Annotated in this window: 18 protein-coding genes and 2 pseudogenes; 15 read left to right on the top strand and 5 right to left on the bottom strand. The window is 63.2% G+C overall.

Going from position 1 to position 23,265, the window contains the following annotated elements:
• Positions 1-55 precede the first annotated feature (55 nt).
• From ACNANG_RS12550 to ACNANG_RS12540, 3 genes are all read left to right on the top strand, one after another.
• The gene (locus ACNANG_RS12550) at positions 56-862 is read left to right on the top strand and encodes an aspartate dehydrogenase (RefSeq protein ID WP_420223222.1); all 807 of its coding nucleotides are present in this window, start codon (positions 56-58) and stop codon (positions 860-862) included.
• Positions 863-980: 118 nt separating this feature from the next.
• Complete coding sequence (locus ACNANG_RS12545; RefSeq protein ID WP_420223221.1) at positions 981-1,976, top strand: Bug family tripartite tricarboxylate transporter substrate binding protein; 996 nt, start codon at positions 981-983, stop codon at positions 1,974-1,976.
• A 178-nt stretch (positions 1,977-2,154) separates the two neighbouring features.
• On the top strand, positions 2,155-3,024 hold the full coding sequence (locus ACNANG_RS12540; protein WP_420223220.1) for an ABC transporter substrate-binding protein: 870 nt from the start codon (positions 2,155-2,157) through the stop codon (positions 3,022-3,024).
• A 35-nt stretch (positions 3,025-3,059) separates the two neighbouring features.
• Here ACNANG_RS12540 and ACNANG_RS12535 read toward each other — a convergent pair.
• The 3 genes and pseudogenes from ACNANG_RS12535 to ACNANG_RS12525 form a co-directional block, all read right to left on the bottom strand.
• Positions 3,060-3,844: pseudogene (locus tag ACNANG_RS12535) on the bottom strand (response regulator transcription factor).
• Positions 3,845-4,059: 215 nt separating this feature from the next.
• Positions 4,060-6,303: a polysaccharide biosynthesis tyrosine autokinase gene (locus ACNANG_RS12530; protein WP_420223219.1), complete on the bottom strand. Its 2,244-nt coding sequence runs from the start codon at positions 6,301-6,303 to the stop codon at positions 4,060-4,062.
• Positions 6,304-6,398: 95 nt separating this feature from the next.
• Positions 6,399-7,532 (bottom strand): polysaccharide biosynthesis/export family protein, encoded by a 1,134-nt coding sequence (locus ACNANG_RS12525; RefSeq protein WP_420223218.1) that lies wholly within the window; start codon positions 7,530-7,532, stop codon positions 6,399-6,401.
• A gap of 277 nt (positions 7,533-7,809) precedes the next feature.
• Between ACNANG_RS12525 and ACNANG_RS12520 the strand changes: the two genes are divergently transcribed.
• The 12 genes from ACNANG_RS12520 (at position 7,810) to ACNANG_RS12465 (ending at position 20,468) form a co-directional block, all read left to right on the top strand.
• Positions 7,810-9,219 carry an undecaprenyl-phosphate glucose phosphotransferase gene (locus ACNANG_RS12520; protein ID WP_420223217.1) on the top strand — a complete coding sequence of 470 codons (1,410 nt, stop codon included), beginning with the start codon at positions 7,810-7,812 and terminating at the stop codon, positions 9,217-9,219.
• Positions 9,209-9,715, top strand: coding sequence for a GDP-mannose mannosyl hydrolase (locus tag ACNANG_RS12515; protein WP_420223216.1), 507 nt, complete (start codon positions 9,209-9,211; stop codon positions 9,713-9,715). Before ACNANG_RS12520 ends, ACNANG_RS12515 begins: the two co-directional genes overlap by 11 nt.
• Complete coding sequence (locus ACNANG_RS12510) at positions 9,712-10,806, top strand: sugar phosphate nucleotidyltransferase (RefSeq protein WP_420223215.1); 1,095 nt, start codon at positions 9,712-9,714, stop codon at positions 10,804-10,806. Before ACNANG_RS12515 ends, ACNANG_RS12510 begins: the two co-directional genes overlap by 4 nt.
• 178 nt (positions 10,807-10,984) lie before the next feature.
• Positions 10,985-12,097, top strand: a complete 1,113-nt coding sequence (gene gmd / locus ACNANG_RS12505; RefSeq protein WP_420223214.1) for a GDP-mannose 4,6-dehydratase — start codon at positions 10,985-10,987, stop codon at positions 12,095-12,097.
• A gap of 6 nt (positions 12,098-12,103) precedes the next feature.
• Complete coding sequence (gene fcl / locus ACNANG_RS12500) at positions 12,104-13,057, top strand: GDP-L-fucose synthase (protein WP_420223213.1); 954 nt, start codon at positions 12,104-12,106, stop codon at positions 13,055-13,057.
• A 2-nt stretch (positions 13,058-13,059) separates the two neighbouring features.
• Positions 13,060-14,418, top strand: a complete 1,359-nt coding sequence (locus tag ACNANG_RS12495) for a lipopolysaccharide biosynthesis protein (protein ID WP_420223212.1) — start codon at positions 13,060-13,062, stop codon at positions 14,416-14,418.
• A 6-nt stretch (positions 14,419-14,424) separates the two neighbouring features.
• Positions 14,425-15,357, top strand: coding sequence for a glycosyltransferase family 2 protein (locus tag ACNANG_RS12490; RefSeq protein WP_420223211.1), 933 nt, complete (start codon positions 14,425-14,427; stop codon positions 15,355-15,357).
• Positions 15,354-16,619, top strand: coding sequence for an O-antigen ligase family protein (locus ACNANG_RS12485; protein WP_420223210.1), 1,266 nt, complete (start codon positions 15,354-15,356; stop codon positions 16,617-16,619). Before ACNANG_RS12490 ends, ACNANG_RS12485 begins: the two co-directional genes overlap by 4 nt.
• Positions 16,612-17,760, top strand: coding sequence for a glycosyltransferase (locus tag ACNANG_RS12480; protein ID WP_420223209.1), 1,149 nt, complete (start codon positions 16,612-16,614; stop codon positions 17,758-17,760). Before ACNANG_RS12485 ends, ACNANG_RS12480 begins: the two co-directional genes overlap by 8 nt.
• Position 17,761: 1 nt before the next feature.
• Positions 17,762-18,661: a glycosyltransferase family 2 protein gene (locus ACNANG_RS12475; protein ID WP_420223208.1), complete on the top strand. Its 900-nt coding sequence runs from the start codon at positions 17,762-17,764 to the stop codon at positions 18,659-18,661.
• Positions 18,658-19,218, top strand: coding sequence for a putative colanic acid biosynthesis acetyltransferase (locus tag ACNANG_RS12470; protein WP_420223207.1), 561 nt, complete (start codon positions 18,658-18,660; stop codon positions 19,216-19,218). The genes ACNANG_RS12475 and ACNANG_RS12470 overlap by 4 nt, the downstream gene beginning before the upstream one ends.
• The gene (locus tag ACNANG_RS12465) at positions 19,215-20,468 is read left to right on the top strand and encodes a glycosyltransferase WbuB (protein ID WP_420223206.1); all 1,254 of its coding nucleotides are present in this window, start codon (positions 19,215-19,217) and stop codon (positions 20,466-20,468) included. The genes ACNANG_RS12470 and ACNANG_RS12465 overlap by 4 nt, the downstream gene beginning before the upstream one ends.
• A gap of 258 nt (positions 20,469-20,726) precedes the next feature.
• Here ACNANG_RS12465 and ACNANG_RS12460 read toward each other — a convergent pair whose 3' ends face one another.
• The gene (locus ACNANG_RS12460) at positions 20,727-21,380 is read right to left on the bottom strand and encodes a DNA-binding response regulator (protein WP_420223205.1); all 654 of its coding nucleotides are present in this window, start codon (positions 21,378-21,380) and stop codon (positions 20,727-20,729) included.
• A gap of 409 nt (positions 21,381-21,789) precedes the next feature.
• Positions 21,790-22,476 (bottom strand): annotated as a pseudogene (locus tag ACNANG_RS12455) (DNA-binding response regulator); the annotation flags it as partial.
• Between the last annotated feature and the right edge of the window lie 789 nt (positions 22,477-23,265).

Here is a 23,265-nt window from a genome sequence, read left to right as displayed (position 1 = left end):
CGAATTTCGCCTTACCCCTGAAGCGGACAGCCCACGCTGTCCAGGAGCCTTGACCATGTTGAAAGTCGCGATGATCGGATGCGGTGCCATCGGCACGAGCGTCCTCGAAATCCTGAAGAATGACGCCGATATCTCGGTCTCGTGTGTGATCGTGGGCGAGGCCTTCCGCGCCGCCGCGCAGGACACCCTGGCCCGCGTGGCGCCCCAGGCCAAGGTGGTGACGAGCCTGGCCGAAGCAGGCGAGCGGCCGGATCTGCTGGTGGAGTGCGCCGGCCACAGCGCCCTGGCCGAGCATGTCATCCCCGCCCTGCAACAGGGCATTCCGTGCGTGGTCGTGTCGATTGGCGCGCTGTCGGATACCGACATTGCCGCCCAGCTTGAAGCCGCCGCGCGCCAAGGCAAGACGCAAGTGCAACTGCTGTCGGGCGCCATCGGCGGCATCGACGCCCTGGCCGCCGCCCGTATCGGCGGACTGGACTCGGTGGTCTACACGGGCCGCAAGCCGGCCAATGCCTGGAAGGACACGCCGGCCGACGGCGCTTTCGATCTGGACGCCTTGACCGAGCCGACCGTGATCTTTGAAGGGTCGGCCGGCGAGGCCGCCCGCCTGTATCCCAAGAACGCGAACGTGGCCGCGACCCTGTCGCTGGCCGGCGTGGGCCTGGACAAGACGCAGGTGCGCCTGATCGCCGACCCCACCAGCAAGGAAAACGTGCACCACGTGCAGGCCAGCGGCGCCTTCGGCAGCTTCGAACTGACGATGCGCGGCCGCCCGCTGGCCGCCAATCCCAAGACGTCGGCGCTGACCGTGTACAGCGTCGTGCGCGCCATCGGCAACCAGGCCCACGCCGTCGCCATCTGACCCTTTTTGTCGCCGGTCCGGGCCACCCGCCCTGGCCGGCATCCGCCCCGGTCCCACGCCGGGCCGACCGCTGCCGCGCCCACCGACGCGGCGCACCTGTTTCTGGAGTCTGTCACCCATGTTCACCCGCCGCCTTTTCATCGCCGCCGTTGCCGCGGCCCTGACCACGACCGCCGTCCACGCTCAGCAGGCCGATGACGCCAGCGCCGTGGCCGCGCTCAAGTCAGCGCCTTTCCGTGTCGTTGCGCCCTTCCCGCCCGGCGGCCCGATCGACGTGCTGGCGCGCATCTTCGCGACCGGCCTGCAGAACAAGTACGGCCAGAGCGCCGTGGTGGAAAACAAGCCGGGCGCCGCGGGCAACATCGGCATCGACATCGTCAAGCGCGCGGCCGGTGACGGCCACACGCTGCTGGTGGTGCCGGCCGGCAACATGACGATCAACCCCACCCTGCTGAAAGACCTGCCCTACAACGTCGAGGCCGACTTCCTGCCGATCGGCATGATCGCCAAGGCGCCGAACGTGATCGCGGTGAATCCCTCGGTCCCGGTCAAGTCGATTGCCGATCTGGTCGCGTACAGCAAGGCCAACAAGGGCACCGTGTCGTACGGATCGCCCGGCGTGGGCAGCGGCCTGCACCTGGCCGGCGAACTGTTCAAGCAGGCCAGCGGCGCCGACATCCTGCACGTGCCGTACAAAGGCACGACGCAGGCGCTGAACGACGTGCTGGGCGGCCAGATCCAGGTCATTTTCGCGAACCTGCCGACCCTGATGCCGCACATCAAATCGGGCAAGCTGCGCGCGCTGGCCGTGACCGACGCGACCCGCACTCCGCTCATGCCCGACCTGCCCACGCTGGGCGAGACCGGCATCAAGGGTGTCGAAGTCACGTCGTGGTATGGCCTGTTCGCTCCGAAGGCAACGCCGCCGGCCATCGCCGCGCAACTGGCGCGTGACGTGACCGCGATCATGAACGAGCCCGCCACGCTGGACACCCTGACCGCGCAGGCCCTGACCGTGTCGCCGCTGCGCCTGAACGACTTCAGCCAGGCCATGCGTGTCGAGACCGCGACCTGGGCCAAGGTCATCAAGGAACGCAACATCACCGCCGAATAAACGGACTTTCCGTTCGGCGCCAGCCGGCCCCGCGCGTGTCCGACACGCCGGGGCCGGTTTTTTTGTCCAACGTTTTTCACATATCCAAGCGTGGATTGCTTCTTTGCCCTTGCCGGTCACGATCCTTAGCATGGTCGCCACGACAACACTGCGCCCGTGACGGGCGACCGAGGCCATCATGACGACCACCACCACCCTTCCCCTGATCAAACTTGCGCCAAACGGCCCCGTATTCGACCTGCCGATCTACGTTGCCCAGGAACTCGGCCTGTTCGAAAAGCACGGCCTGCGCGTCGAGCTGGTCGAAAAATACGACGCCAAGGAAAGCCACGCCTCATACGACCCCTTCGAACGCAAAAAGGAATCGCTGTACGAACAGGGCACCGCCGACGCCTACAACCTGTGCGAATGGGCCGGTCTTGACCGCTCGGAACACAGCGGCCGCGGCAGCCGCGTGCACGCCCTGCGCCCGGCCGTGGCCGCGCAAGCCATCGTGACGTTCGACGACGACATCCAGGAAGTGCGCGACCTGGCGGGCGTGCCCGTCGGCATCAACGAACGCACCGGGTCGCACTACACGTCCTTGCAGATCCTGGGCGGATCGCTGGCCCGTGAAGACGTGGTCGTGCAGCACTTTGGATCGCCGTTCGAACGGTATGAACAGCTCAAGACGGGCAAGCTGCGCGCCGCTGCCGTCATGGAACCGTTCATCAGCCTGGCGTTGAAAGAAGGCGCGCACATCATCAGCGTGGTCTTCTATCGCGGCGCCGAAGTGATCTCGCCCGACGTGCCCGAAGACGTGCGCAACGGCTACCGCGCCGCGCTGAACGAAGCGGCCCGCATCCTGAAGACCGACTTTGCCAAGTACAAGCACCACCTGACCGCGCAGGTGCAGGGTCAGCTGGAACCGGAAGAGCTGCACAACCATTTCGTGCACTACGCGGTCAGCCGTGAATTCGACGAAAGCCGTTTCGACTTCACCTACCAGTGGATGAAGGATTGGTCCCTGACTCCGGGCGACAAGGCGTATAACCAGCTGGCGATCTGATCGCCCGCTACCCGACGCGGCCAAAAAAACGGCCGTCAGAACAAGGCGTTCTGGCGGCCGTCGAGGTCGTGTATCGGGACGACGACGTCCCGGTCGGATGCCCGCCGCAAGGGCGTCTTGACGGGTGCGGCCGGCGGCGCCGGCGGCATCCAGTCCAGCGTGGCGCCCCGCCGCAACGCTTCATACACCGCTTCGCTCTTGTTCTTCACATTGAGCCGGCGATACAGCGTATAGGCATGCGTCTTGGCGGTAGCCACCGACACATTCAGCATGCGGCTGACAGTCTTGATCGGATACCCGCGCGCCAGCAATACCAGCACTTCATATTGCCGCGGCGTAATGCCCAGCAGATCGGCATCGACAGAATCCACTTCACCGTCATTGAGCGGCATGACCGGTTCCGCAAGATCGGCATCGGGCGGCAACGGGTCGCGCACCTGACGCGCCGGAAAACACTGCCCGCCTGCCTGCACCATGCGGATCGCCGATTCCAGCAGATCAATGGGCGCGGCCTTGCTGATATATCCAACGATATTGTCGTGGGGGGAATCTCGGGAAATACACCGTCCGCCACATCGCACAGGATCAATATCCTGGACGGCCGGATCACGCGCTGGACAATGCTCAAGCATGCCTGAGCCGCCTGCTCGTCATTTGGCAACGACAGAATGACCAGCTGCGAGCCGCTGTAGATCTGCGGATCGGTCAGTTCAAGAATGTCCACGCCTACGACGTCCCACGCAGGATCGATGCCAGCCAGCACCTGATGCAGACCGCGCAGCAGGATAGGATGTCTTTCGATAAGGACGACCTTGGTCATGACGCCGGAATCTGTGCCTGTAAGGGAGGAACGTCGGCCGATAATATCGCCTTCATTCGGGGCGCTCTACATAAACCGTGATTTCTTTGACAATTCAAGGAAAACGGTTACCGAAAGTCCCGCGCTGAACGGCGGGATATTCGATGAGCCGAACCGTGAAAACGGTCGGGCTGACCGGCGCGCCCGGCTGGGCGGGCGCGCCTTTGACGCATCGATCAGTGGTCGGCGAGATAATAGGCCGAGCGGGCATATTGATACTGGCCGTACTTCGGACGATAGCCGTAACGTTCAGGCATCAGCTTGAAGCCGTTGAACAGCACGCCCTCGACACGGGCGCCGGCCTGGGCCAGGCGCTTCGCGGTTTCTTCGACTTCGCCCACGGTGTTCACACCGGAACGCACGACGATCAGGGTTGCCGCGGCGTACGAGGCAGCCATCGACGCCTCACCCGAGAACAGCACTGGCGGCGTGTCGATGATGACCATGTCGTAGTCTTTCGAGACGCGCTGCAGGAACTGGCCAAAGGCCGGCAACGACAGCAGTTCGGACGTGTCTTCCGACGAACGGCCCGCCACCACCAGATCCACGCCACCTTGCAGGTTCTTGCGGATCATCTGTTCGAACGGCAGCTTGCCCGTCAGGTACTCGGCCAGACCGTTCTTTTCGTCCACGCCAAAGTAGCGGTTCAGACGGCCACGGCGGAAGTCGGCGTCGATCAGCAGCACGCGCTTGCCAATGGCAGCCTGCACCATCGCAAAGTTGGCCGACAGGAAGGACTTGCCCACGCCTGCCACCGGACCGGTCATGGCGACCACGTTGCTCGGACGGTCACGCAGTTGCACGCCCAGCGCGGTGCGGAAGGTACGCAGGGTGGCAATCACGGCGTCCTGCTGCAGTTGCGGCGCGGGAATCGGCGCGGCAGCGGTATTGCCTGCCTTGGCCGTCTGCTTGCGCCAGCGCTTGTCCTGGAACGGGCTGTACGGGATGGCCGACAGCACGGGCAGGCCGGTGAAACGTTCGACTTCGGTCGGGTTCGACAGACCACCGAACATGGCGTTGCGCATCAGGGCAGCGAGCACACCCAGCATGGCGCCCACCAGCAGGGCGATTGCGACGATGGTCGAGCTCTTCGGTGCCAGCGGCTCTTCCGGAATCGCGGCTTCGTCGATCAGGCGGACATTGCCCACCTTGCCGGCGCTGACCAGCTTCAGTTGCTGCGTGTTGTTCAGCAGAGTGGTGTACAGCGCGGTGTTCACGCTGACGTCACGCTGCAGGCGGACCACGTCCTGTTCCAGGTCGGGCAGGTTGCGGATACGGCCACCCAGGTTGTTCACGTCCGACGACAGCGATGCGATCTGACGATCGATGGCGACAATGGTCGGGCTGGTCGGCGTGAAGCGGCCGATCAATTCCTGACGCTTGGCCTTCAGGTCGAAGATCTTGGTCTGCGTCTCGACCGACTGGGTCAGGACGAGCTTGGCTTCTTCGCCCAGGTCAACGGTACCGCGACGGTTACGCAGCGAGTTGTAGCGTTGCTCAGCGGTTTCCAGCTGGCGCTTCAGGTCAGGCAACTGGCCTTCGATGAAAGCGAGCGAGCTGCGGGCCTGCGCGGCTTTGCGGTCGGCATTCTGCTTCACATAGCTGCGGCCGATTTCGTTCAGCACGCTGGCGATCAGCACCGGGTCGTTGCCCTTCAGGGTCGCACCGATCACGCCCGACTGCTTGCCGCGTTCGAAGATGGCCATCTGGGCCTGCACGGCTTCGGTGGCTTGCAGCTTCGAATTGCGGCGGACCACGAAGGTCGAGCCGGCGTCGCCGGTCAGGCCGTCGACCTGGATGTCGATCGGACCCGACGGCGTCGCGAACCGGACGGCGGAACCGACCGTGCCCTGGAAGCGCTTGTCGGAAGCCGGATCGGTCAGGACGTACTTGTTGTCGCCCAGGGCTTCGATGCGCAGGTTCTCGCCGATCAGGTCCTGAGGAACGTCCAGGCGGCTGACGGAGATTTCCTGCTTGCCCCAGACGTAGCCACCGAGCTGCGTCTTGCCGGCGATGGCAGGCGGGTTCTTGCGGCGTGCCAGCCATTCACCGGCGAGCGGCAGATAGCGGGGACGGGCATGGATATACAGTGCGTAGGTGTCGACGGCGGTCGAGATCACCGAACGCGACCGCAGCACTTCCATCTCGCCGGACGCTGCCGGCTTGATGTCGAAGATCGACGACACGTCGCCAAGATAGCTCTTGGTGGCGGTCGGGCTTTCTTCTTCTACCTGCACCGCGATGTCCGCCTGGTACACGGGTGTACGGAACAGCGCATACGCCGCACCGATGAGCGTGCACAGGACGATGACGGAAAGGATGACCCAACGCTGGGAGACCAGAACGTCGATATACGAAGCGAGCGGGGTCTCGGCGTCACGCGGAACTACGCCCCCGGCTGGCTGGATAGGCAAGCTCATTGCGACCTCTCGGTATCAGTAGGAAAAGTGGTGGGTGTTTGGATGAAGGATGTGGTCAAGTTACGACTCCCATGCGCCTGTGCTGTCCGCGATGATCAGTTGATCGTGCGGATGGTCTGGACGGTCTGCGCGCTGGGGAAGAGCAACGTAATGAAGCGGTTCCAGCGGACCAGGTCTCCGGCATCGACGAAAATGACGTCCTTGGGCTTCAGCTCGAAATTCTCCGCCACGGCAAGGGCGCTCGCCGATCGGGCATCGAGGTGATAGACCTCGGGACGGGCTTGTGCATTGCTTCGCACAACGAAAATCTGGCTGCTGTCGGCGGTTGCCTGGTTCGGGCCACCGGCGTCGCCAAGTGCTTCGTTCAGGGTCAGGCGACCGTCACGCAGCACCAGCGTCGTGGGCCGGGTGACTTCGCCCAGCACGAACACCTTGCTTTCTTCACGTGGCACGACACGGACGATGTCGCCGGACTGCAACGCGATCGACGAAGGGTTGAGACCGCGGCGCAACAAATCGGGCAGGCTGACACGAATGGTCTGTCCACCGCGTGTCACATTGATCTGGCTGCGATCGGCCGTCGGCAACACGCCGCCGGTACGGTTGAGCGCTTCCATCAAGGTCATGGGCACGTCGTTGATAGCGACCGAGCCCGGCGTCTTGACTTCGCCTTCGACGTAGATCCGCTTGCTGCGGAAGCCAAGGATACGCAGGGTGATCTGCGGATTCTCGATGTGGTCGCGGGCGCCGCGCAGCAACAGGTCGCGGGCTTCGAGTTCCGTCATGCCGGCAACGCGCACCATTCCAATATAGGGGAACTGCACGTAACCGTCTGCGGATACCAGGTAGCCCGGGATACCGGCAGCGGAATCACCGATGCTGATACCGGTGGTGCCGCCCAGAATGGCATAGGTTGCCGAGGGCAGGACCAGCTCGGGGTGATCCCAGACCACGACCGACAGAATATCTCCCGGTCCGATGCGATAGGGTTCCGGCGTACCGAACAGGGTGCGGACGGTGTCGTCAGCCATCTGTTCGCGTATCGCTTTCTGCTCCAGCACATACGAAGGGGTGATAGGCGTGACCTGGGGAACGGACGTAGCATCCCCTGGTTCCGATTGGGCGTCGCGTTCGAAGCGCATGCCTGGCGCATATGCACACGCCCCCAGCAGCGTGACAAGGGCGATCGTCGTAGCAATACGACCCGCAGTTTTGAGCGAAGTGTTCATGGTGTCCCGGTGATATAGGTGCGTAGACGGAAGAAGCGACGGGCTTAGTCCTGCAGTTTGGCGAGATGCGATTGCACGCTTTTTCAGAAGGGCCTAACAGTTGGGCGGATGGCCTAATCCATCGGGTCAGCCATCTGACTAGATCATTTGCCTTGTTAACGGGCAACCCCCGGGTCACTACTATCCATTAACCGCTCACGGCGGAGCGATGCGCCCCCTATCGCCGGCGCTCGCCTTCTTCCCCTCTCTATATCAATAACGCTTCAGGAGCACCCCCATGGCGCAGGATCGCGAACTGGTGGTCGACGCAGCGTCGGCGCCCATCGGTTTCCATGGCCTTCGACGATTGGCTGATTTCATGTTGGTCGCCGCTACCGGCTGGCTGAGTGCCGCATTGCTGGCCCAGCCGCCGGGACAGATTCCGGTCATGCATCTATTCGTGTTGTGCTTTTGCAGCATGGGCGTATTGGCGCTGTTTCCGTTGTTCGCGCTTTATGGCGCCGGCCGCCGCCGCTGCGCATCCGATATCCTGCGGTGCGCGTCGGCCTGGCTGCTGGTCTTGAGCCTGGGCGTCGTGCTGGCGTCGGCGATCGATGCCGGCCGTCCGGTATCTTCGCTCTGGGCCGGCACGTGGCTTGTCACCGCGGCCACGGGCATGATCGGCATGCGCCTGGTGCTGTATTACACCCGCCGCGCCGCGCGCCAGAAAGATACGTCGCCCACCCGCATCGTCATCTTCGGTTATGGCGATCTGGGCAGCGAGCTGTATCGCCGCGCGCTGCAGGCCGTCGATCACCGTTATGAAGTGGTCGCCATCTATGATCAGACCGCCAAGGAACTGCCGGGCTCGGTCCAACGGGTTGCGTCGCTCGACAGCCTGCGTCAGCTGGTGCGTGACAAGGACATCCGGGAAATCTGGCTGACCAAGGCCATGCAGCCGGGCGCCACCGTGCAGGATGTGGTTTTGCACCTGCGCAACGAACTGGTGGACCTGCGCTGGATTCCTGACGTGCAGCCCGATCACCTGTCGCGCCGCCGCGTCGGCAGCTTTTTCGGTCACCCCACGGTGGACCTGAACAGCTTCCCGAACGACGGCGTGCGTGGCCTGGTCAAGGCAGCCTTCGACCGCGTGTTCGCCGCCGCCGTGCTGATCGCCCTGAGCCCGGTCCTGCTGGCCATCGCAATTGCCGTGAAGGTGTCGTCGCCCGGTCCGATTCTGTTCCGTCAGCAGCGCCTCGGCATCGACGGCAAGGCCTTCCATCTCTATAAGTTCCGGTCGATGCGTCCGCACAAGGAAGGCGGCGTCGTCAAACAGGCGACCCGCAAGGATCCGCGCACGACCAAGGTCGGCGCCTTCCTGCGCCGGACCAGCCTGGATGAGCTGCCGCAATTCCTGAACGTGCTCAAGGGAGAGATGTCGGTGGTGGGCCCGCGCCCGCACGCCATGGAGCACAACGAGATCTACAAGAACATCGTTGACTGCTACATGATGCGCCACCGCGTGAAGCCCGGCATTACCGGCTGGGCCCAGATCAACGGCCTGCGCGGTGCGACCGATACGGTCGGCAAGATGAGCGCACGTGTCGAATATGACCTTTTCTACATCGAGAACTGGACGTTCTGGATGGACCTGAAGATCATTCTTCGCACTGCCGTGGCCGGCTGGGTGGGCAAGAATGCCTATTGAGAACGTGCCGCTCCACCGGGATCGCCAGCCCACGCTTGCCCGTCTCGACACACCTCGTTTCAAAGAAGCTGTCGGTTCGGTGCCACTGGTATCGATCGATCTCGTGGTCCGCTGCGGCGACCGATACCTGTTGGGCCTGCGCACCAACCAGCCCGCGCAGAACTCCTGGTTCGTGCCGGGCGGGCGGATCCGCAAGAACGAACTGATAGGCGATGCGCTCAAGCGACTGGTGGAAGAAGAACTGGGCCTGCCCCACGATCATCCGCCCGCCACGCCGCGCGGCACCTACGAACATTTTTACGACACCGATTTTTCGGGCGACACGACGGCATCGACGCACTACGTCGTGCTCGCGTACGCCATGACCTTGCCGGATACGGGTCTGGAGCTGCCGGTGTCGCAGCACTCGCAATACACCTGGCTTGAACGCGACGCCATCCTCGCCCGCGACGATGTGCATCGATACACGAAGTCCTACTTCCTGGAGAATCCGTGACCCAAGCCCCTTCTCCCGACTTCCATAGCGTGGTGCTGTGCGGTGACAGCGGCTCGCGGCTCTGGCCCCTGTCGCGCGAGCAACTGCCGCAGCCTTTCACCACCGGAGAAGACGGCAGCAGCCTGCTCCAGCAGACGCTGATGACCTTGCGGGGGATCGGGGCGCTGAACCGGGCCACGCTGGTCTGCGGCGAAGCCTTCCGCTTCGTGGCCAGCGACCAGCTCGAGGAGATGGGGATCTTCAATGCGCATCTGCTGCTCGAGCCCTGCGGACGGGGCACGGCAGCCGCCGTGGCCTGCGCCGCCCTGATGGCGGTGCGCAAGGGCACGGATCCCGTCATGTTGCTGTGTCCGGCCGAACTCGGCATCGACAGCGATCCGGCGTTGATCGCGGGGCTTGCCACGGCGCATCGCGCGGCCACCGCGGGCCGCATGGTGGCCTTTGGCATGACGCGCGCCCAGCCGACGCCGCGGCGCCCCAGTTTCCGGGTGCCACGGGAAACCGACGACACGACCCCGCCGTCCGCCTTCCTGCCCATGCTGCGGTACATCGACGCCGCCGGGATCGATCGCGCGCCCAACGACGACGAGATCGATCTGTGGCACAGCGGCATCCTGATCGCCAAGGCATCGGTCTGGATCGCCGAGCTCAGCCGTCATGCGCCCGCCGTCCTGGATTGCGCGCGACTCGCCGTCGAGCACGGCAGCGAGGCCGAACAGGTGTTCAAGCTCGAGCTCGTGAATTTTTCGCAAAGTCCGGTCGGCACCATCGAATCGATGATGCTTCCGCGTTCGCGCATCGCGGCGATCGTTCCGCTGGATGTGGCCTGGCAGCTCGATGGCGGAACCCCGCCGACGCAGTCGATCGACCCGGACGCTTCCGCCGATCCCCATACACGTGACACGCGTGGCACTGTCGTTTACGCGACACGCGACCCCGTCACCAGCGCCGACGCAAGCGACCTGCTGCTGCCTTCAGGCGCCCATCGGATGAATGACGGTGGATCCATCTCCTCCACCGACCCCCTTTCGCCTCTCCAACGCGCCAAACCCGCGCTGGTTGGGCCTGTCGGCGCATTCAGCAACGCATGATGCATTGCCGCATTACGTCTGAAGGATGAGTTTCTGTAATCGCTCTGGCCGATACCGGTTGGACCCCACGAAAAACTAATCTTCAGTCTTCACCGCACCCCACTCGCGGGACCACGGCGCTTTGTCTCCTAAGCGTGGCGCCTACCACACCAACACGACTTGCTCGAAGGATCGCACCATGCCGAAGAAGGCTTTGATTACCGGAATTACTGGCCAGGACGGCGCCTACCTTGCCGAACTGCTTTTGGCAAAGGGATACGAAGTCCACGGTATCAAACGGCGTGCCTCGATGTTCAACACGGCCCGCGTCGACCACCTGTACCAGGACCCTACCGCCGAGCCGCGCAACTTTGTCCTGCACCACGGTGACCTGACCGATTCGAGCAGCCTGACGCGCGTCATCCAGGCCGTTCAACCCGACGAAATCTACAACCTGGCCGCACAGAGCCATGTGGGCGTGTCGTTCGAACAACCCGAATACACCGCCAACACCGATGCACTCGGCACGCTGCGTGTGCTCGAAGCCATGCGCATTCTGGGCCTGGCCGACAAGACCCGTTTCTACCAGGCTTCGACGTCGGAACTGTATGGTCTGGTGCAGGAAATTCCCCAGCGCGAAACCACGCCTTTCTACCCGCGCAGCCCGTACGCCGCGGCCAAGATGTACGCCTACTGGATCTGCGTGAACTACCGCGAAGCCTATGGCATGTACGCGTGCAACGGCATCCTGTTCAACCACGAATCGCCCCGTCGCGGCGAAACGTTCGTGACCCGCAAGATCACCCGCGGCCTGGCGCGTATCGCCCTGGGTCTGGAAGATTGCCTGTACATGGGCAACCTGTCTGCGCTGCGTGACTGGGGCCATGCCCGCGACTACGTCGAAATGCAATGGCTGATGCTGCAACAGGACAAGGCCGAAGACTTCGTCATCGCCACCGGCCAGCAATACAGCGTGCGCGACTTCATCAACGCCGCCGCTCGCGAACTGGGCATCATGCTGCGCTGGCGCGGTGAAGGCGTCACGGAAGAAGCGGTTGTCGAGCTGAGCCCCGTGCACAGCAAGCTGCAGCCCGGCTCGGTCATCGTTCGCGTCGACCCGCGCTACTTCCGCCCGACCGAAGTCGAAACGCTGCTGGGCGACCCGTCCAAGGCCAAGGCCAAGCTGGGCTGGGAACCGCGCACGACGTTCCAGGAACTCGTGGCCGAAATGGTGGCATCGGATCTGAGCGATGCCAAGCGCGACGCCCTGGTCGAAGAGCACGGCTACGAAACGTTCGCCTACAAGGAATAAACCGCCATGACCTCGACAAGCAAACGCGTCTTTGTCGCCGGCCATCGGGGTATGGTCGGTTCGGCGATCGTGCGTGAACTGCACAAGCAGGGCTACGAGCACGTCGTCACGCGCAGCCGGTCGCAGCTGGACCTGACCAACCAGGAACAGGTGCGTTCGTTCTTCGCCGAACAGAAGTTCGACGAGGTGTACGTGGCGGCGGCGAAAGTCGGCGGCATTCACGCGAACAACACCTATCCTGCCGACTTCCTGTATCAGAACCTGATGATCCAGAGCAACCTGATCCACTCCGCCTACCTGGCGGAAGTGGACCGGCTGTTGTTCCTTGGTTCGTCGTGCGTCTATCCGAAGATGGCGCCCCAGCCCATCCGCGAGGAGGCCCTGCTGACCGGGCCGCTGGAGCCCACCAACGAAGCGTATGCCGTCGCGAAAATCGCCGGCATCAAGATGTGCGAGTCGTACGCGAAGCAGCATGGCGTCAAGTTCTTCAGCGCCATGCCGACCAACCTGTACGGTCAGAATGACAATTACGACCTCCAGAACAGCCACGTGCTGCCGGCGCTGATCCGCCGTCTGCACGAGGCCAAGATCCGTCACGACCGCGTCGTGCCGATCTGGGGTTCGGGCACGCCGCGCCGCGAGTTCCTGTATGTGGACGACCTGGCACGCGCATGCGTCAAGCTGATGAACCACGAATCCGCGGATGGTCTGTACAACATCGGTTCGGGCTCGGACATCGCGATCAGCGATCTGGCCGCCCTCGTCGCCGAAGTCGTGGGCTTCAACGGCCGGCTCATCTATGACCCGTCCAAGCCGGACGGCACGCCGCGCAAGCTGATGGATTCCCATCGCATGAACGGCCTGGGATGGCGTCCCGAAGTGGAATTGCGGGAAGGCATTGCCATGACCTACCAGCACTTCCTGTCGCGGTCGACCTCTCCAGAAACCGAAGCGGCCTGACGATGCGACCAGAGCAAGCCGGACTGCCGCCATCTGGCGGCAGGTGGCAACGCGCGACCGCGCGTTTCAGGAACAACGCCTCGATATGGGGTCTTCTCGAATACGGCATCGGCCCGCTGCTTGCCGTCGTCTCGACCCCATTGCTGTTCCGGCAGCTCGGTTCGGTGGGCTTCGGCCAGTACGCCATGGTCATGGCGCTGGCCGGCTTCGGCAACGCCGCGAATATCGGCGCGGCCGTGACGGCCACCAAGCTCGTTTCGGAAAAACGTCATGAAGAAGACGGCGCCTATCGGGGCGCCGCCATCAGTGCGGCGCTGATCGCGATCGCGCTGGCCTTCGTGACGGTGGTTGCAGTGATCGGCATTGGCATCACGCTGGCCCTGGGCGATTCGCTCACGTTCGGCGGAATCAAGGTGTCGACGCTGGCCGTTCCCGCGCTGGCCATGTACCTGTGCCAGCAGCTGGATCAACTGTTCACCGGGTGCCTGAAAGGCCGCGAAGATTTCCAGACGACGGCGATCTGCGAGACCCTGGGCAAGACCGCCACGCTTGCCGCCGCCTGCGCGACCGCGGCGTTGACCCATTCGGCGGCCTGGGCCAGTACGGCGCAGGCGCTGGGTCTGCTTGCGACCGCGATGTTGAAGATGAATCTGTTCGCCCGCGCCAGTGGCCGGCAGATCGTGTGGCCGAAGTCGGATCGCAAGGAAATGTCCAGCGCGTTCCGGTTCGGAGGATGGTCCTGGTTCAACAGCCTGAGTGCGTTGGCCTACGGTTCCGTCGACCGGGTGCTGGTGGGTGCCTTCCTGGGCCCGACCATCCTGGCGATCTATACCGTTGGCGCGCAAGTGGGCCAGATCATCCACACCGTGACGGTGGCGCTGTTCCAGAAGGCCATGCCGATGGTGAGCCGCATGACCACGGCCGCCAAGGGCGACATGCGGGCCGCGGCGCAGACCATCCGCAAGCTGCTGGTCACCAACCTGATGCTGTCGGCGGTCATGACCGCCGGCGTGATGGTGTTCAGCCACCTGATCCTGCGCCTGATGCTGAGCGCGGATATGGCCGAGGCCCACCTGCCGCTGTTCCAGCTGCTGGTGATCGCCTCGGGAATGCTGTCGCTGAACGTGGCATCGCATTTTTCGCTGCTGGGGCTGGGCAACAGCAAGGCTGTCGCGCTGCTCAACGGTGGCGCGGGCCTGGTGTCGCTGCTTGCGCTCTGGCTGCTGGTGGGTCCGCTCGGCGAAAGCGCCGCGGCCTGGGCCCGCATTCTTTATTCGGCAGTCACGCTCGGTGGAGTGTGGCTGGTTCTTCGATACCTGCACGGGAGCATTGTTGCGTCCCGGCCTGCAACCGCTGGATGAGTCGCTATGCTTGAAGCCTACATTGCCCACAGACACGATGAGACGACCCGGACCCTGCGCGCCTTCGTCAGCCGTCTGCACGAGCCCGTCGCGCGTCCGGCCTTCCCGTCCCTGCTGCCCAAGATCAGCATCATCACGCCGTCGTACAACCAGGCCAAGTTCCTGGAACGCACGCTGCTGTCTATCCTGAACCAGAACTATCCGTACCTTGAACTGATCGTCATCGACGGCGGTTCGACGGACGGCAGCGTCGACATCATCCGCAAATATGAAGACCGCCTGGCCTACTGGGTCAGCGAAAAGGACCGCGGCCAGTCCGACGCGCTGAACAAGGGCTTTCGCCGCGCCACGGGCGATTACGTCGGCTGGCAGAACTCCGACGACCTGTTCTACCCCGGCGCGCTGATGGCCCTGGCCGAAGCGGCCATGCGTACCGGCGCGCCGATCGTCAGCGGCAACCTGTATGTGGCCAACCACGAAAACCAGATCTACCGCGAAGTGCGCTACACGCCCATGACGCGCAAGTCGCTGGCCGTGGTGAAAGCGTCCATCCCGAACCAGGCCGCCATCTGGCGCCGGGACCTGATGGAAAAGTACGGCTTCATCGACGAGAAGAAGCAGTACTGCATGGACCTGGAACTGTGGAGCCGCCTGCTGCGCGCCGGCAGCAACGTCGTCGTGCCCGAAGCCTACGGTGTCTATACCGTGCATGCCGAGACCAAGACGACCACGATGGATCACATCCATCGTTCGGAGCGCGAGCAGATCGTTGCGGGTCTCAACAAGGAAGAAGGGCGTTCCGGCACGCGGGTCGATGACCTGCGCGTGGTCGCCCAGAAAATGCTGGCGCACGCCCGCCAGGGCGATACGCGCTACCTGACCGAGAAGTTTCTGACCAAGCTGGTCGGTGTCGATGATTGGCAGCGAGAGCCCAAATGACCAACTACCGCCAGTTCTCCACGCTGCCGTTGCTGGGGTGGTTCATGTTCACCGCCCTGGTGATGAACAACGACGCCCTGTTCCTGAAGATCGGCTCGTTCAACCTCAGCCCGTGGGACGCGATCTTCCTGGCCATCGTGGCCGTGAAGTTCGCCCGGCTGGCGGAACCTACCGCGTATGCCCTTCCCAGCGCCCGCATCGGCTTTCTGCTCGCCCTGCAACTGATCGCCCTGCTGTTTGTCGTGATGATGCAGTTCCGTCACACCAACACGATCGAAACCGGCGATGCGGTGCGGGACTTCCGCGTGCTGATCTACTTCCTGTCGATACCGTTCCTTTGCTACAAGGACCTGCAGTCGCACGACAACTACATGACGCTGCAGCGCTTCTTCATCTGGTCCGGCATGGCGGTCGCGGCCTGGATCGCCGTCGAACAGCTGTTCGTGTTCAGCGCGTCGAATCCCGTGCGCAACCTGCGGATCGGCGTGTGGGTGATCCCGTTCTCGATCGTGTCGGTCCTGTACTTCCAGGAACAGCTCGGCATCAAGAAACGCACTGCCTACATGATGACGCTGTTCATGCTGGCCGCGCTGGTGTTCTCCCTCAACCGCAGCCAGTACCTGCAGCTGGGGGTGGCCATCGGTATCGCCGCACTGCTGGGCGGGCGCGTCGGCGCCATGCGCAAGTCCATCGTGTACTTCGTGCCGGCCCTGATCGGCGTGCTCGCCCTGTTCTATGCCATCGGCTATGCCGACGTGCTGATCGACCGGATCATCTCGGTCAATGACCTGGAAAGCGATTCGAGCTACGGCGCGCGGATCCAGGAACTGGAAGGCCAGGTGCAGCTGTACCAGCAGGCGCCGATCCTCGGCCAGGGCGCGGGTTTCAAGAGCTGGGTGATGGGGGAAAACGGCTTCGAGCTGAGCACCTTCGCGCACAACTCCTGGATGTTCTACCTGATGAAGTTCGGCATCGTCGGCACCGTGCTGGTGTTCCTGCCCGCCGTGTTCGTGCTGCTGATGTCCATGCTGCCGAGCTACCGCGACGCGCAGCTGGAACTGCATCGCCGCTACATCCTGGCGACCGTGCCGATCTACCTGATCGTGGACCCGCTGTCGGGCGGCCTGGCATATGCACCCAAGACGGCGTTCGTCGGCGTGCTGCTCACCTACTGTCTGTCGCTGATCCGCAATGCCCATCGGGAAACCACGCCTCAACCGGTCCATTACTACACTCCAGAAGGCGTGCCCCACCATGGCTGACGTGCTGTTTGTAGCACCGGACCTGCACCGCGGCGGCGTCGGACGATGCGTCAGCTTCATCGTCGACGAAGTGCCGCACCACGGGTTCGGCACGTCGCTGTTCCTGCTGCGCGGGCTCGACCACGAGTACGAAGTCAACAATCCGGAAGTCGAACGCGGCATGCATGTGGGCGAATCGAAGCTGAAGTTCGCCGCCATGCTGCCCATCGCGCTGTTCCGGCTCTGGCGCACCATCCAGCGCACCAAGCCTGAAATCGTCTGCTCGCATGGCCTGCTGTGCAACGCGGCGGTCGCGGTCATGCGCACGATGTCGCGCCGGCGGTTCCGTACGGTGGCCTTCGAGCACAACGCGCCGTCCAGCCACTACTCGACCACCTCGATGAAGGGACTCAAGACCTTCCTGCTGCGCACGCTGTATCCACGGCATGACGTGGTGATCGGCGTGTCGCGCGGCGTGGTGGACGACCTGGTCACGCTGGTGCCCGACCTGCAAGGCAAATGCAGCCACATCTACAACGGTCTGCCGGTCGAAGAGGTCAGCCGGCAAAGCCAGGAAGCCCCGCCCCCGCAAACCGGCGACGCGAAGTTCAGCGTGGTGTCGGTGGGCCGCCTGGCGCCGTCGAAAGACTACAAGACCCTGATGGCCGCCGCCCAGATCCTGGACGATCCGGACGTGCAGTTCCTGGTGATCGGCGAAGGCCCGCTGGAAGAAGAACTGCGCGCGCTCAATGAAGCGCGTCCGTCGCGGTCGCGCGTGAAGTTCCTGGGCCATCTCGACAATCCGTTTCCCGCGGTGGCCGCCGCCGACATCTTTTTGCTGACGTCGGTGCATGAAAGCTTCGGCATCGTGCTGGTCGAGGCCTTGAGCCTGGGCGTGCCGGTGCTGGCCACCAACTGTCCGTCCGGCCCTGCCGAGATCCTGAGCGACGGCGAGTTCGGCGTGCTGGTTCCGGTCAGCAACGCCGAGGCCATTGCCGAAGCGGTCCGCAAGCTGCTGTACGAACGCGAACCCGCAAAACGCCTCCGATCGTTGGGCCCTTTACGTGCCAACGACTTTTCCCTGAATCAACACGCGCAACGCGTGGTCGACCTGTTCCGCACGTTGATCGCCGATCGCAAGCAACAACCCCGTGGAGTTTGAGATGGAACGCATCCCCGTTTCGGTCATCGTGATGACCAAGAACGAAGAGTCCAATATCGCGAAGTGCCTGGCCGGCCTGACCGACTTCGCCGAGGTCTTTGTCGTCGACTCCCGCAGTACCGACAACACCTGCGCGATCGCCGAATCGTATGGCGCCAAAGTCGTCCAGTTCGACTGGAACGGCCGCTATCCGAAAAAGAAGCAGTGGTGCCTGAAAGAGCTGCCCTGCACCTATCCGATTCTGCTGTATGTCGACGCCGACGAAGAAATGTCGCCCGAGCTGGCGGCCGAGATCCGCGCCTGCCTGCCCAAGTTCTCGCAAGGCTACGGCGGCGCATTCGTGGGCTTCGACTATGTATTCGCCGGCAAGAAGCTGGCCTACGGCCATCGTGTCTACAAGCTGGTGCTGGTGCATCAGGCGTCGTCCGAATTCCTGGACTATGACGACCTGGACGCCGCCAACATGTGGGAAGTCGAAGGCCATTACCAGCCTGCGATCAAGGGCCGCACCTTCGCGCTCAAGCACCGCATGCTGCACGACGACCATGATTCGCTCTATCACTATTTCGACAAGCACAACCGCTATTCGGACTGGGAAGCGCAGCTGCGCAGCAAGGGCCTGATGAACGATCCGCGCGAGGCCAACCTGGGCCTGCGTTCGATGATGAAGAAGGTGCTGGACAACCTGCCCTTCAAGCCGCTGATCAGCTTCCTGCACAGCTACATCCTGAAGTTCGGTTTCCTGGATGGCGCCGCCGGCTTCCACTACGCCATGGCCCGCGCCACCTACTACTGGCAGATCGGCCTGAAGATGGACGAACTGGCCGCGCGCAAGCAGACCAAGCTGGTCCGCCCCGGCGTGGTCACCGCCCGGCCCGCCACGAAGGAATCGGCGACATGAGCGACTTCCAGCGACTGGACCTGTTCACCATGCCGGCGGGCTTTCGCCGGCGGGGTGGGTTGACCGTGCAGTTGTGGTGGTTGACGCAGGCGTCGCTGTTTCGCGGGTCGCCGCAGATCGCCTACGGCTTCCGGCGTTTCCTGCTTCGTTGCTTCGGCGCGAAGATCGGCAAGAACGTCGTGATCCGTCCAAGCGCGACCATCACCTACCCCTGGAACCTGACGATCGGGGACTATGCATGGGTGGGGGATGACGTGGTGCTGTACAACCTGGGCGAGATCACCATCGGCGATCACGCGGTGGTCTCGCAGCGCAGCTATCTGTGCGCGGGCGACCATGATTCGGCCCAAGTCGATTTCCCCATCCGTGCCCGCGCGATCCGTGTCGGCAAGCAGGCCTGGGTCGCCACCGACGTATTCGTCGGCCCGGGCGTCAGCATTGGTGACGGCGCCATCGTCGGCGCGCGCAGCTCGGTGTTCAAGGACGTTCCGGGCGGCACCGTCAATCACGGAAATCCTTGCAAGGTCGTGCGGCAACGCACGGTCTCGGCCCCATGAAGATCCTGCTTTACGGCATCAATTTTTCGCCCGAGCTTACCGGCATCGGCAAGTACACCGGTGAACTCGCGGCCTGGCTCGCGTCGCGCGGCCACGAGGTCAGCGTCGTCACGGCGCCGCCCTACTACCCCGAATGGCAAGTGCATGACGGCTACAAGGCCGGGCGTTACCGCAAGGAAATCTGGAAGGGCGTGACGGTGTACCGCGTGCCCTTGTGGGTGCCGAAGCGGCCGTCGGGCCTCAAGCGCATCCTGCACCTGGCCAGCTTTGCGGCGACCAGCCTGCCCGTGGCGTGGTGGCGGCTTGCCCACCGGCCCGATGCGGTGCTGGTCGTGGAACCGCCGCTGTTCTGCGCCCCGGCCACGCTGCTTGGCGCCGCCGTGGTCGGCAGCCGCAGCTGGCTGCACGTGCAGGACTTCGAAGTCGATGCGGCGTTCGATCTCGGCATGCTGTCGGGCAAGACGCTGCGCAAGGCCGTGCTGGGTGTCGAACGTTTCCTGATGCGCCGCTTTACGCGGGTGTCGACCATCTCGTCCAAGATGCGCGAGCGTCTGCTGGCCAAGGGCGTCGAGCCGGACCGGGTGGTGCTCTTCCCCAACGGCGTCGATCTGGATGCCGTCAAACCCCTGGATCGGCCCAGCGTGATCCGCGCCGAACTCGGCATTCCCGAGCATGCCGTGGTCGCGCTGTACTCGGGCAACATGGGCGGCAAACAGGGCCTCGAAATCCTGGGCGAAGTGGCGCGCCTGCTGGCCGCGCAACCCGATATCCGGTTCGTGTTCTGCGGCGAAGGCCCGACGAAACCCGTGCTGCAGGCTGCGTGCCGCGACCTGCCCAACGTGCACTTCCTGCCGCTGCAGCCGATCGAACGCCTGTCCGAACTCCTGGGCGCGGCCGACATCCATCTGCTGCCGCAACGCAAGGACGCAGCCGACCTGGTCATGCCCTCCAAGCTCACGGGCATCCTGGCCAGCGGCAAGCCGCTGATCTGCGCGTCGCCCGAAGGGACGGAACTGGCCAACGTGGTCGCGAACTGCGGCGTGCTCACGCCGCCTGAAGACGCCGCGGCGATGGCCGATGCCCTTCTGAAGCTGGCGCGGGATCCGGTTCGCCGCACGGTGCTTGGCGCCGCCGGCCGCACCTACGCCCGCAACTGGCTCGACGCGGAAACGATCTTCCGCCGCTTCGAAGAAGCCCTCTTGCAGACCTTGCCCGACGCCCGCGCGCCCCAGCACCAGTCCAAGCCTTGAACGGCCCTGCCAGGCGCGTGCCAACGCGCTGGCGGACGATAAAAAGCCCGGCCCCGGGATGATCTCGGGGCCGGGCTTTTTTACAAGCATGTGATCCAGTCGTGCAAGCACCGGTCGTTCGTGCAAGCACCGGTCGTTCGTGCACGGCTGCGGCATCATCGTGCCTACGCATGCCGCTGGCCAGGCGCTGTGGGCCTGCCCATAACACAAACGCGGCCTAAGCCGCGTCTCTAGTCTTGCCGTCGCACCACTCAGCCTTTACAACAGGCCGCGCTGGATGGCGTTGAATACCGCTTCGGTCTGGTTGCTTGCGCTCAGCTTCCAATACAGGCTGCGGGCATGGCTCTTGACGGTGGCCACGGAGATACCCATGCGCTCGCCAATGATGCGCATGTTCACGCCAGATGCCAGCAGCCGCAGCAGCTCGTACTGTCGCTTGGTCAGTTCGGAACGCGGCCCGGCGCGCAGCGCTATCGGACCCGAGGCCGGATTGAGCGCGCCTACGCTGGACATCGCAGGCGCCATGCCACCCGCCATCGGCGGATAACAGTAGCCCCCGGCAAGCACCAGGTTGATGGCGGCCCACACGGCCATGGGCGTGGCCGACTTGGGCACATATCCCGAGACGCCGGACAGCACGGCGCCGTAGATGAAACTGGGGTCCGGCGTGTCATAGAACACGAGACTGCGGTATGGCATGAACTTGCGCACGGCATCGGACAGCAGCCGAAGATCGGTATCGCTGCGCGAGGTGCATCCGAACACCAGCAGTTCGACGGTTCCAGAGCTGGCCTGCTCCGCAACATTGTCGGGCGTCATCAATGAGACGTTATTGACGCCCTGGATGGTTTCCAGGACACGGCGCACGGCCGCCTGGAAAACAGGCTGGTCTTCGATCAGCAAAACATTCATTCTGGAAATCCAGGTATGGGGCTAGACGGCGGCTGCACAGCCGAGGGCTGCTACACCGTTGCGCGACCTATCGTTCAAACTTCCCGATACCATGAGGCCATGATCGCGTTAGTGAGACCGATCATAGCTAGCGTGTAGGGGCGGTGTATCTCCTGCATGTGGATGACCAACGGTTGACGGACGCCGGGACTTTTATGGGGGATGCCTGTGGTCGGGGCATCCGGTTGCAGTCCCGGGTCTGTGAGTCTCAAGAGTTTGCGGCCAACGGACGACGGATGTCCAAGCCACCCGCCGTCCCGGGAAGCTCCACACTGGAAAAGCTAGATGGCGAGCGCCACCCGAGGTCGTCGGCACGCTTAAAATTTACAGGCGGCTCCGGGCTCAGATCGGCGGACGCGCGGTCGGGTTGCCAATCGAGCGTGGCGCCGCGCTGCAGGGCTGCGTAGACGGCTTCGCTCTTGTTCTTCACGTTCAGGCGCTGATACAGCGTGCAGGCATGCGTCTTGGCGGTGGCGACCGAAATGTTCAGCATGCGGCTGACCGTCTTGATCGGATAACCACGGGCCAGCAGCACCAGCACCTGATATTGACGCGGCGTGATGTTCAACAGCTCGGCACCGGCCACGGCGGCGCGGCCATCGGCGCTCGGCTGACGGGTCGGGTGGCCCAGCTGGAAAGGCTGCATGGCGTTGAACGGCGCGGGCGCGGCGGTTTCGCCAGGGAAGCAGTAACCGCCGACCATGACCAGGCGGATCGCGGCTTCAAGCACTTCCAGGGATTCGGTCTTGCGAACGCAGCCGTAGATCTTTTGCGATGAACGAAGCGCCGACAATTTGAAGGACTCGTCATCCGACAACAGCAGCATCTTCTGGGGGTCAAGCAGCGTACGCACTCGTTCCAGCAGGGCATCGGTGGCGGCCACGTCGGGCAGTACGCTCAGGATAACCAGATCGGCGTTTTGATGCGCTGCAGCATCCTGTTCGGCACGGGCCATGTTCACGACGACCACTTCGGTCGCGCTGTTGGCGCGTGTCAGGATCTGACACAGACCGTGCATCAACAGTGGTTGACTTTCTACCAGCAAGACTTTTGCCATTTTGCCCTCGAGGCGAGATTAATTGTGAGTAGGGAAGGTGTTGATTTTTTTCATGAAGCCCCACCTCATCAGTCCGATTCGTATAGGGGGCATCTGGCCGCTCGCGGTTGACTCAACCGTCGTTGTGATTAGCCTGAAGAGGATCGACGAGTAGATACTAGTTTGCGAAATCCTCTAAATCAATGCATCTCAGACGTAATGCTTACCTACGCCATCAGGCCCATCATCAGACCTCAATCAAAAGACTGAGACCGGTTTTCGCCGCCTAATTTTTCTAGGGAAAACATGCAAATGCATGGAAAAAGGGATGCATTAATTCGCATGAACACGTCATTGTCGGCGCGTAAAACCGGATTGGACCTTCCAATCCGATGGTATTCAGCCCCACGCCGTAACAAATTAATTTCTCCTGTTGCAGTCAGAAATGCGCCTACAAGCAGTCAGACTGACGCGGACCTGACTTTTCAACCCAAAACGAAGGGTCGAAATCACTCCGCACCGCATCCATTTACTGATGAGCCCGCCTTCCGGCTACCCCTTTCTCACGCTTACGATTTGCGACACCTCCAAACTACCATGCACCCACGGCGCGTCCCACAGAGCGAATGCAGGACAAAGATTAGCGAGTCGGATTCACTCGGGTAGACGAGGCATGGTTGAGCATGCTCAACCTTTTCCCATGTTGCGCCGCAGTAAGCGCCTCAACCTTCGCCTATGTTGCGCCAGCCGTATTGCAGGCGCTTTTCCGCACGGTGGGCCCTCATCCCAGGACAACTCCTTACCGCCTCT

The organism is Pigmentiphaga litoralis (genome assembly GCF_048632615.1).
Lineage (GTDB): Bacteria > Pseudomonadota > Gammaproteobacteria > Burkholderiales > Burkholderiaceae_B > Pigmentiphaga > Pigmentiphaga litoralis_B.
Note: the sequence above shows the minus strand (reverse complement) of the source record. Positions and strands in the feature narration are given on the sequence as shown.

Coding starts and splice junctions, on each gene's coding strand:
- ACNANG_RS12525 (WP_420223218.1), bottom strand. CDS start 7,532: ATGAACACTTCGCTCAAAACTGCGGGTCGTATTGCTACGACGATCGCC.
- ACNANG_RS12460 (WP_420223205.1), bottom strand. CDS start 21,380: ATGAATGTTTTGCTGATCGAAGACCAGCCTGTTTTCCAGGCGGCCGTG.
- ACNANG_RS12545 (WP_420223221.1), top strand. CDS start 981: ATGTTCACCCGCCGCCTTTTCATCGCCGCCGTTGCCGCGGCCCTGACC.
- ACNANG_RS12495 (WP_420223212.1), top strand. CDS start 13,060: ATGCGACCAGAGCAAGCCGGACTGCCGCCATCTGGCGGCAGGTGGCAA.
- ACNANG_RS12465 (WP_420223206.1), top strand. CDS start 19,215: ATGAAGATCCTGCTTTACGGCATCAATTTTTCGCCCGAGCTTACCGGC.
- ACNANG_RS12520 (WP_420223217.1), top strand. CDS start 7,810: ATGGCGCAGGATCGCGAACTGGTGGTCGACGCAGCGTCGGCGCCCATC.
- ACNANG_RS12540 (WP_420223220.1), top strand. CDS start 2,155: ATGACGACCACCACCACCCTTCCCCTGATCAAACTTGCGCCAAACGGC.
- ACNANG_RS12490 (WP_420223211.1), top strand. CDS start 14,425: ATGCTTGAAGCCTACATTGCCCACAGACACGATGAGACGACCCGGACC.
- ACNANG_RS12480 (WP_420223209.1), top strand. CDS start 16,612: ATGGCTGACGTGCTGTTTGTAGCACCGGACCTGCACCGCGGCGGCGTC.
- gmd (WP_420223214.1), top strand. CDS start 10,985: ATGCCGAAGAAGGCTTTGATTACCGGAATTACTGGCCAGGACGGCGCC.
- fcl (WP_420223213.1), top strand. CDS start 12,104: ATGACCTCGACAAGCAAACGCGTCTTTGTCGCCGGCCATCGGGGTATG.
- ACNANG_RS12550 (WP_420223222.1), top strand. CDS start 56: ATGTTGAAAGTCGCGATGATCGGATGCGGTGCCATCGGCACGAGCGTC.
- ACNANG_RS12485 (WP_420223210.1), top strand. CDS start 15,354: ATGACCAACTACCGCCAGTTCTCCACGCTGCCGTTGCTGGGGTGGTTC.
- ACNANG_RS12470 (WP_420223207.1), top strand. CDS start 18,658: ATGAGCGACTTCCAGCGACTGGACCTGTTCACCATGCCGGCGGGCTTT.
- ACNANG_RS12475 (WP_420223208.1), top strand. CDS start 17,762: ATGGAACGCATCCCCGTTTCGGTCATCGTGATGACCAAGAACGAAGAG.
- ACNANG_RS12515 (WP_420223216.1), top strand. CDS start 9,209: ATGCCTATTGAGAACGTGCCGCTCCACCGGGATCGCCAGCCCACGCTT.
- ACNANG_RS12530 (WP_420223219.1), bottom strand. CDS start 6,303: ATGAGCTTGCCTATCCAGCCAGCCGGGGGCGTAGTTCCGCGTGACGCC.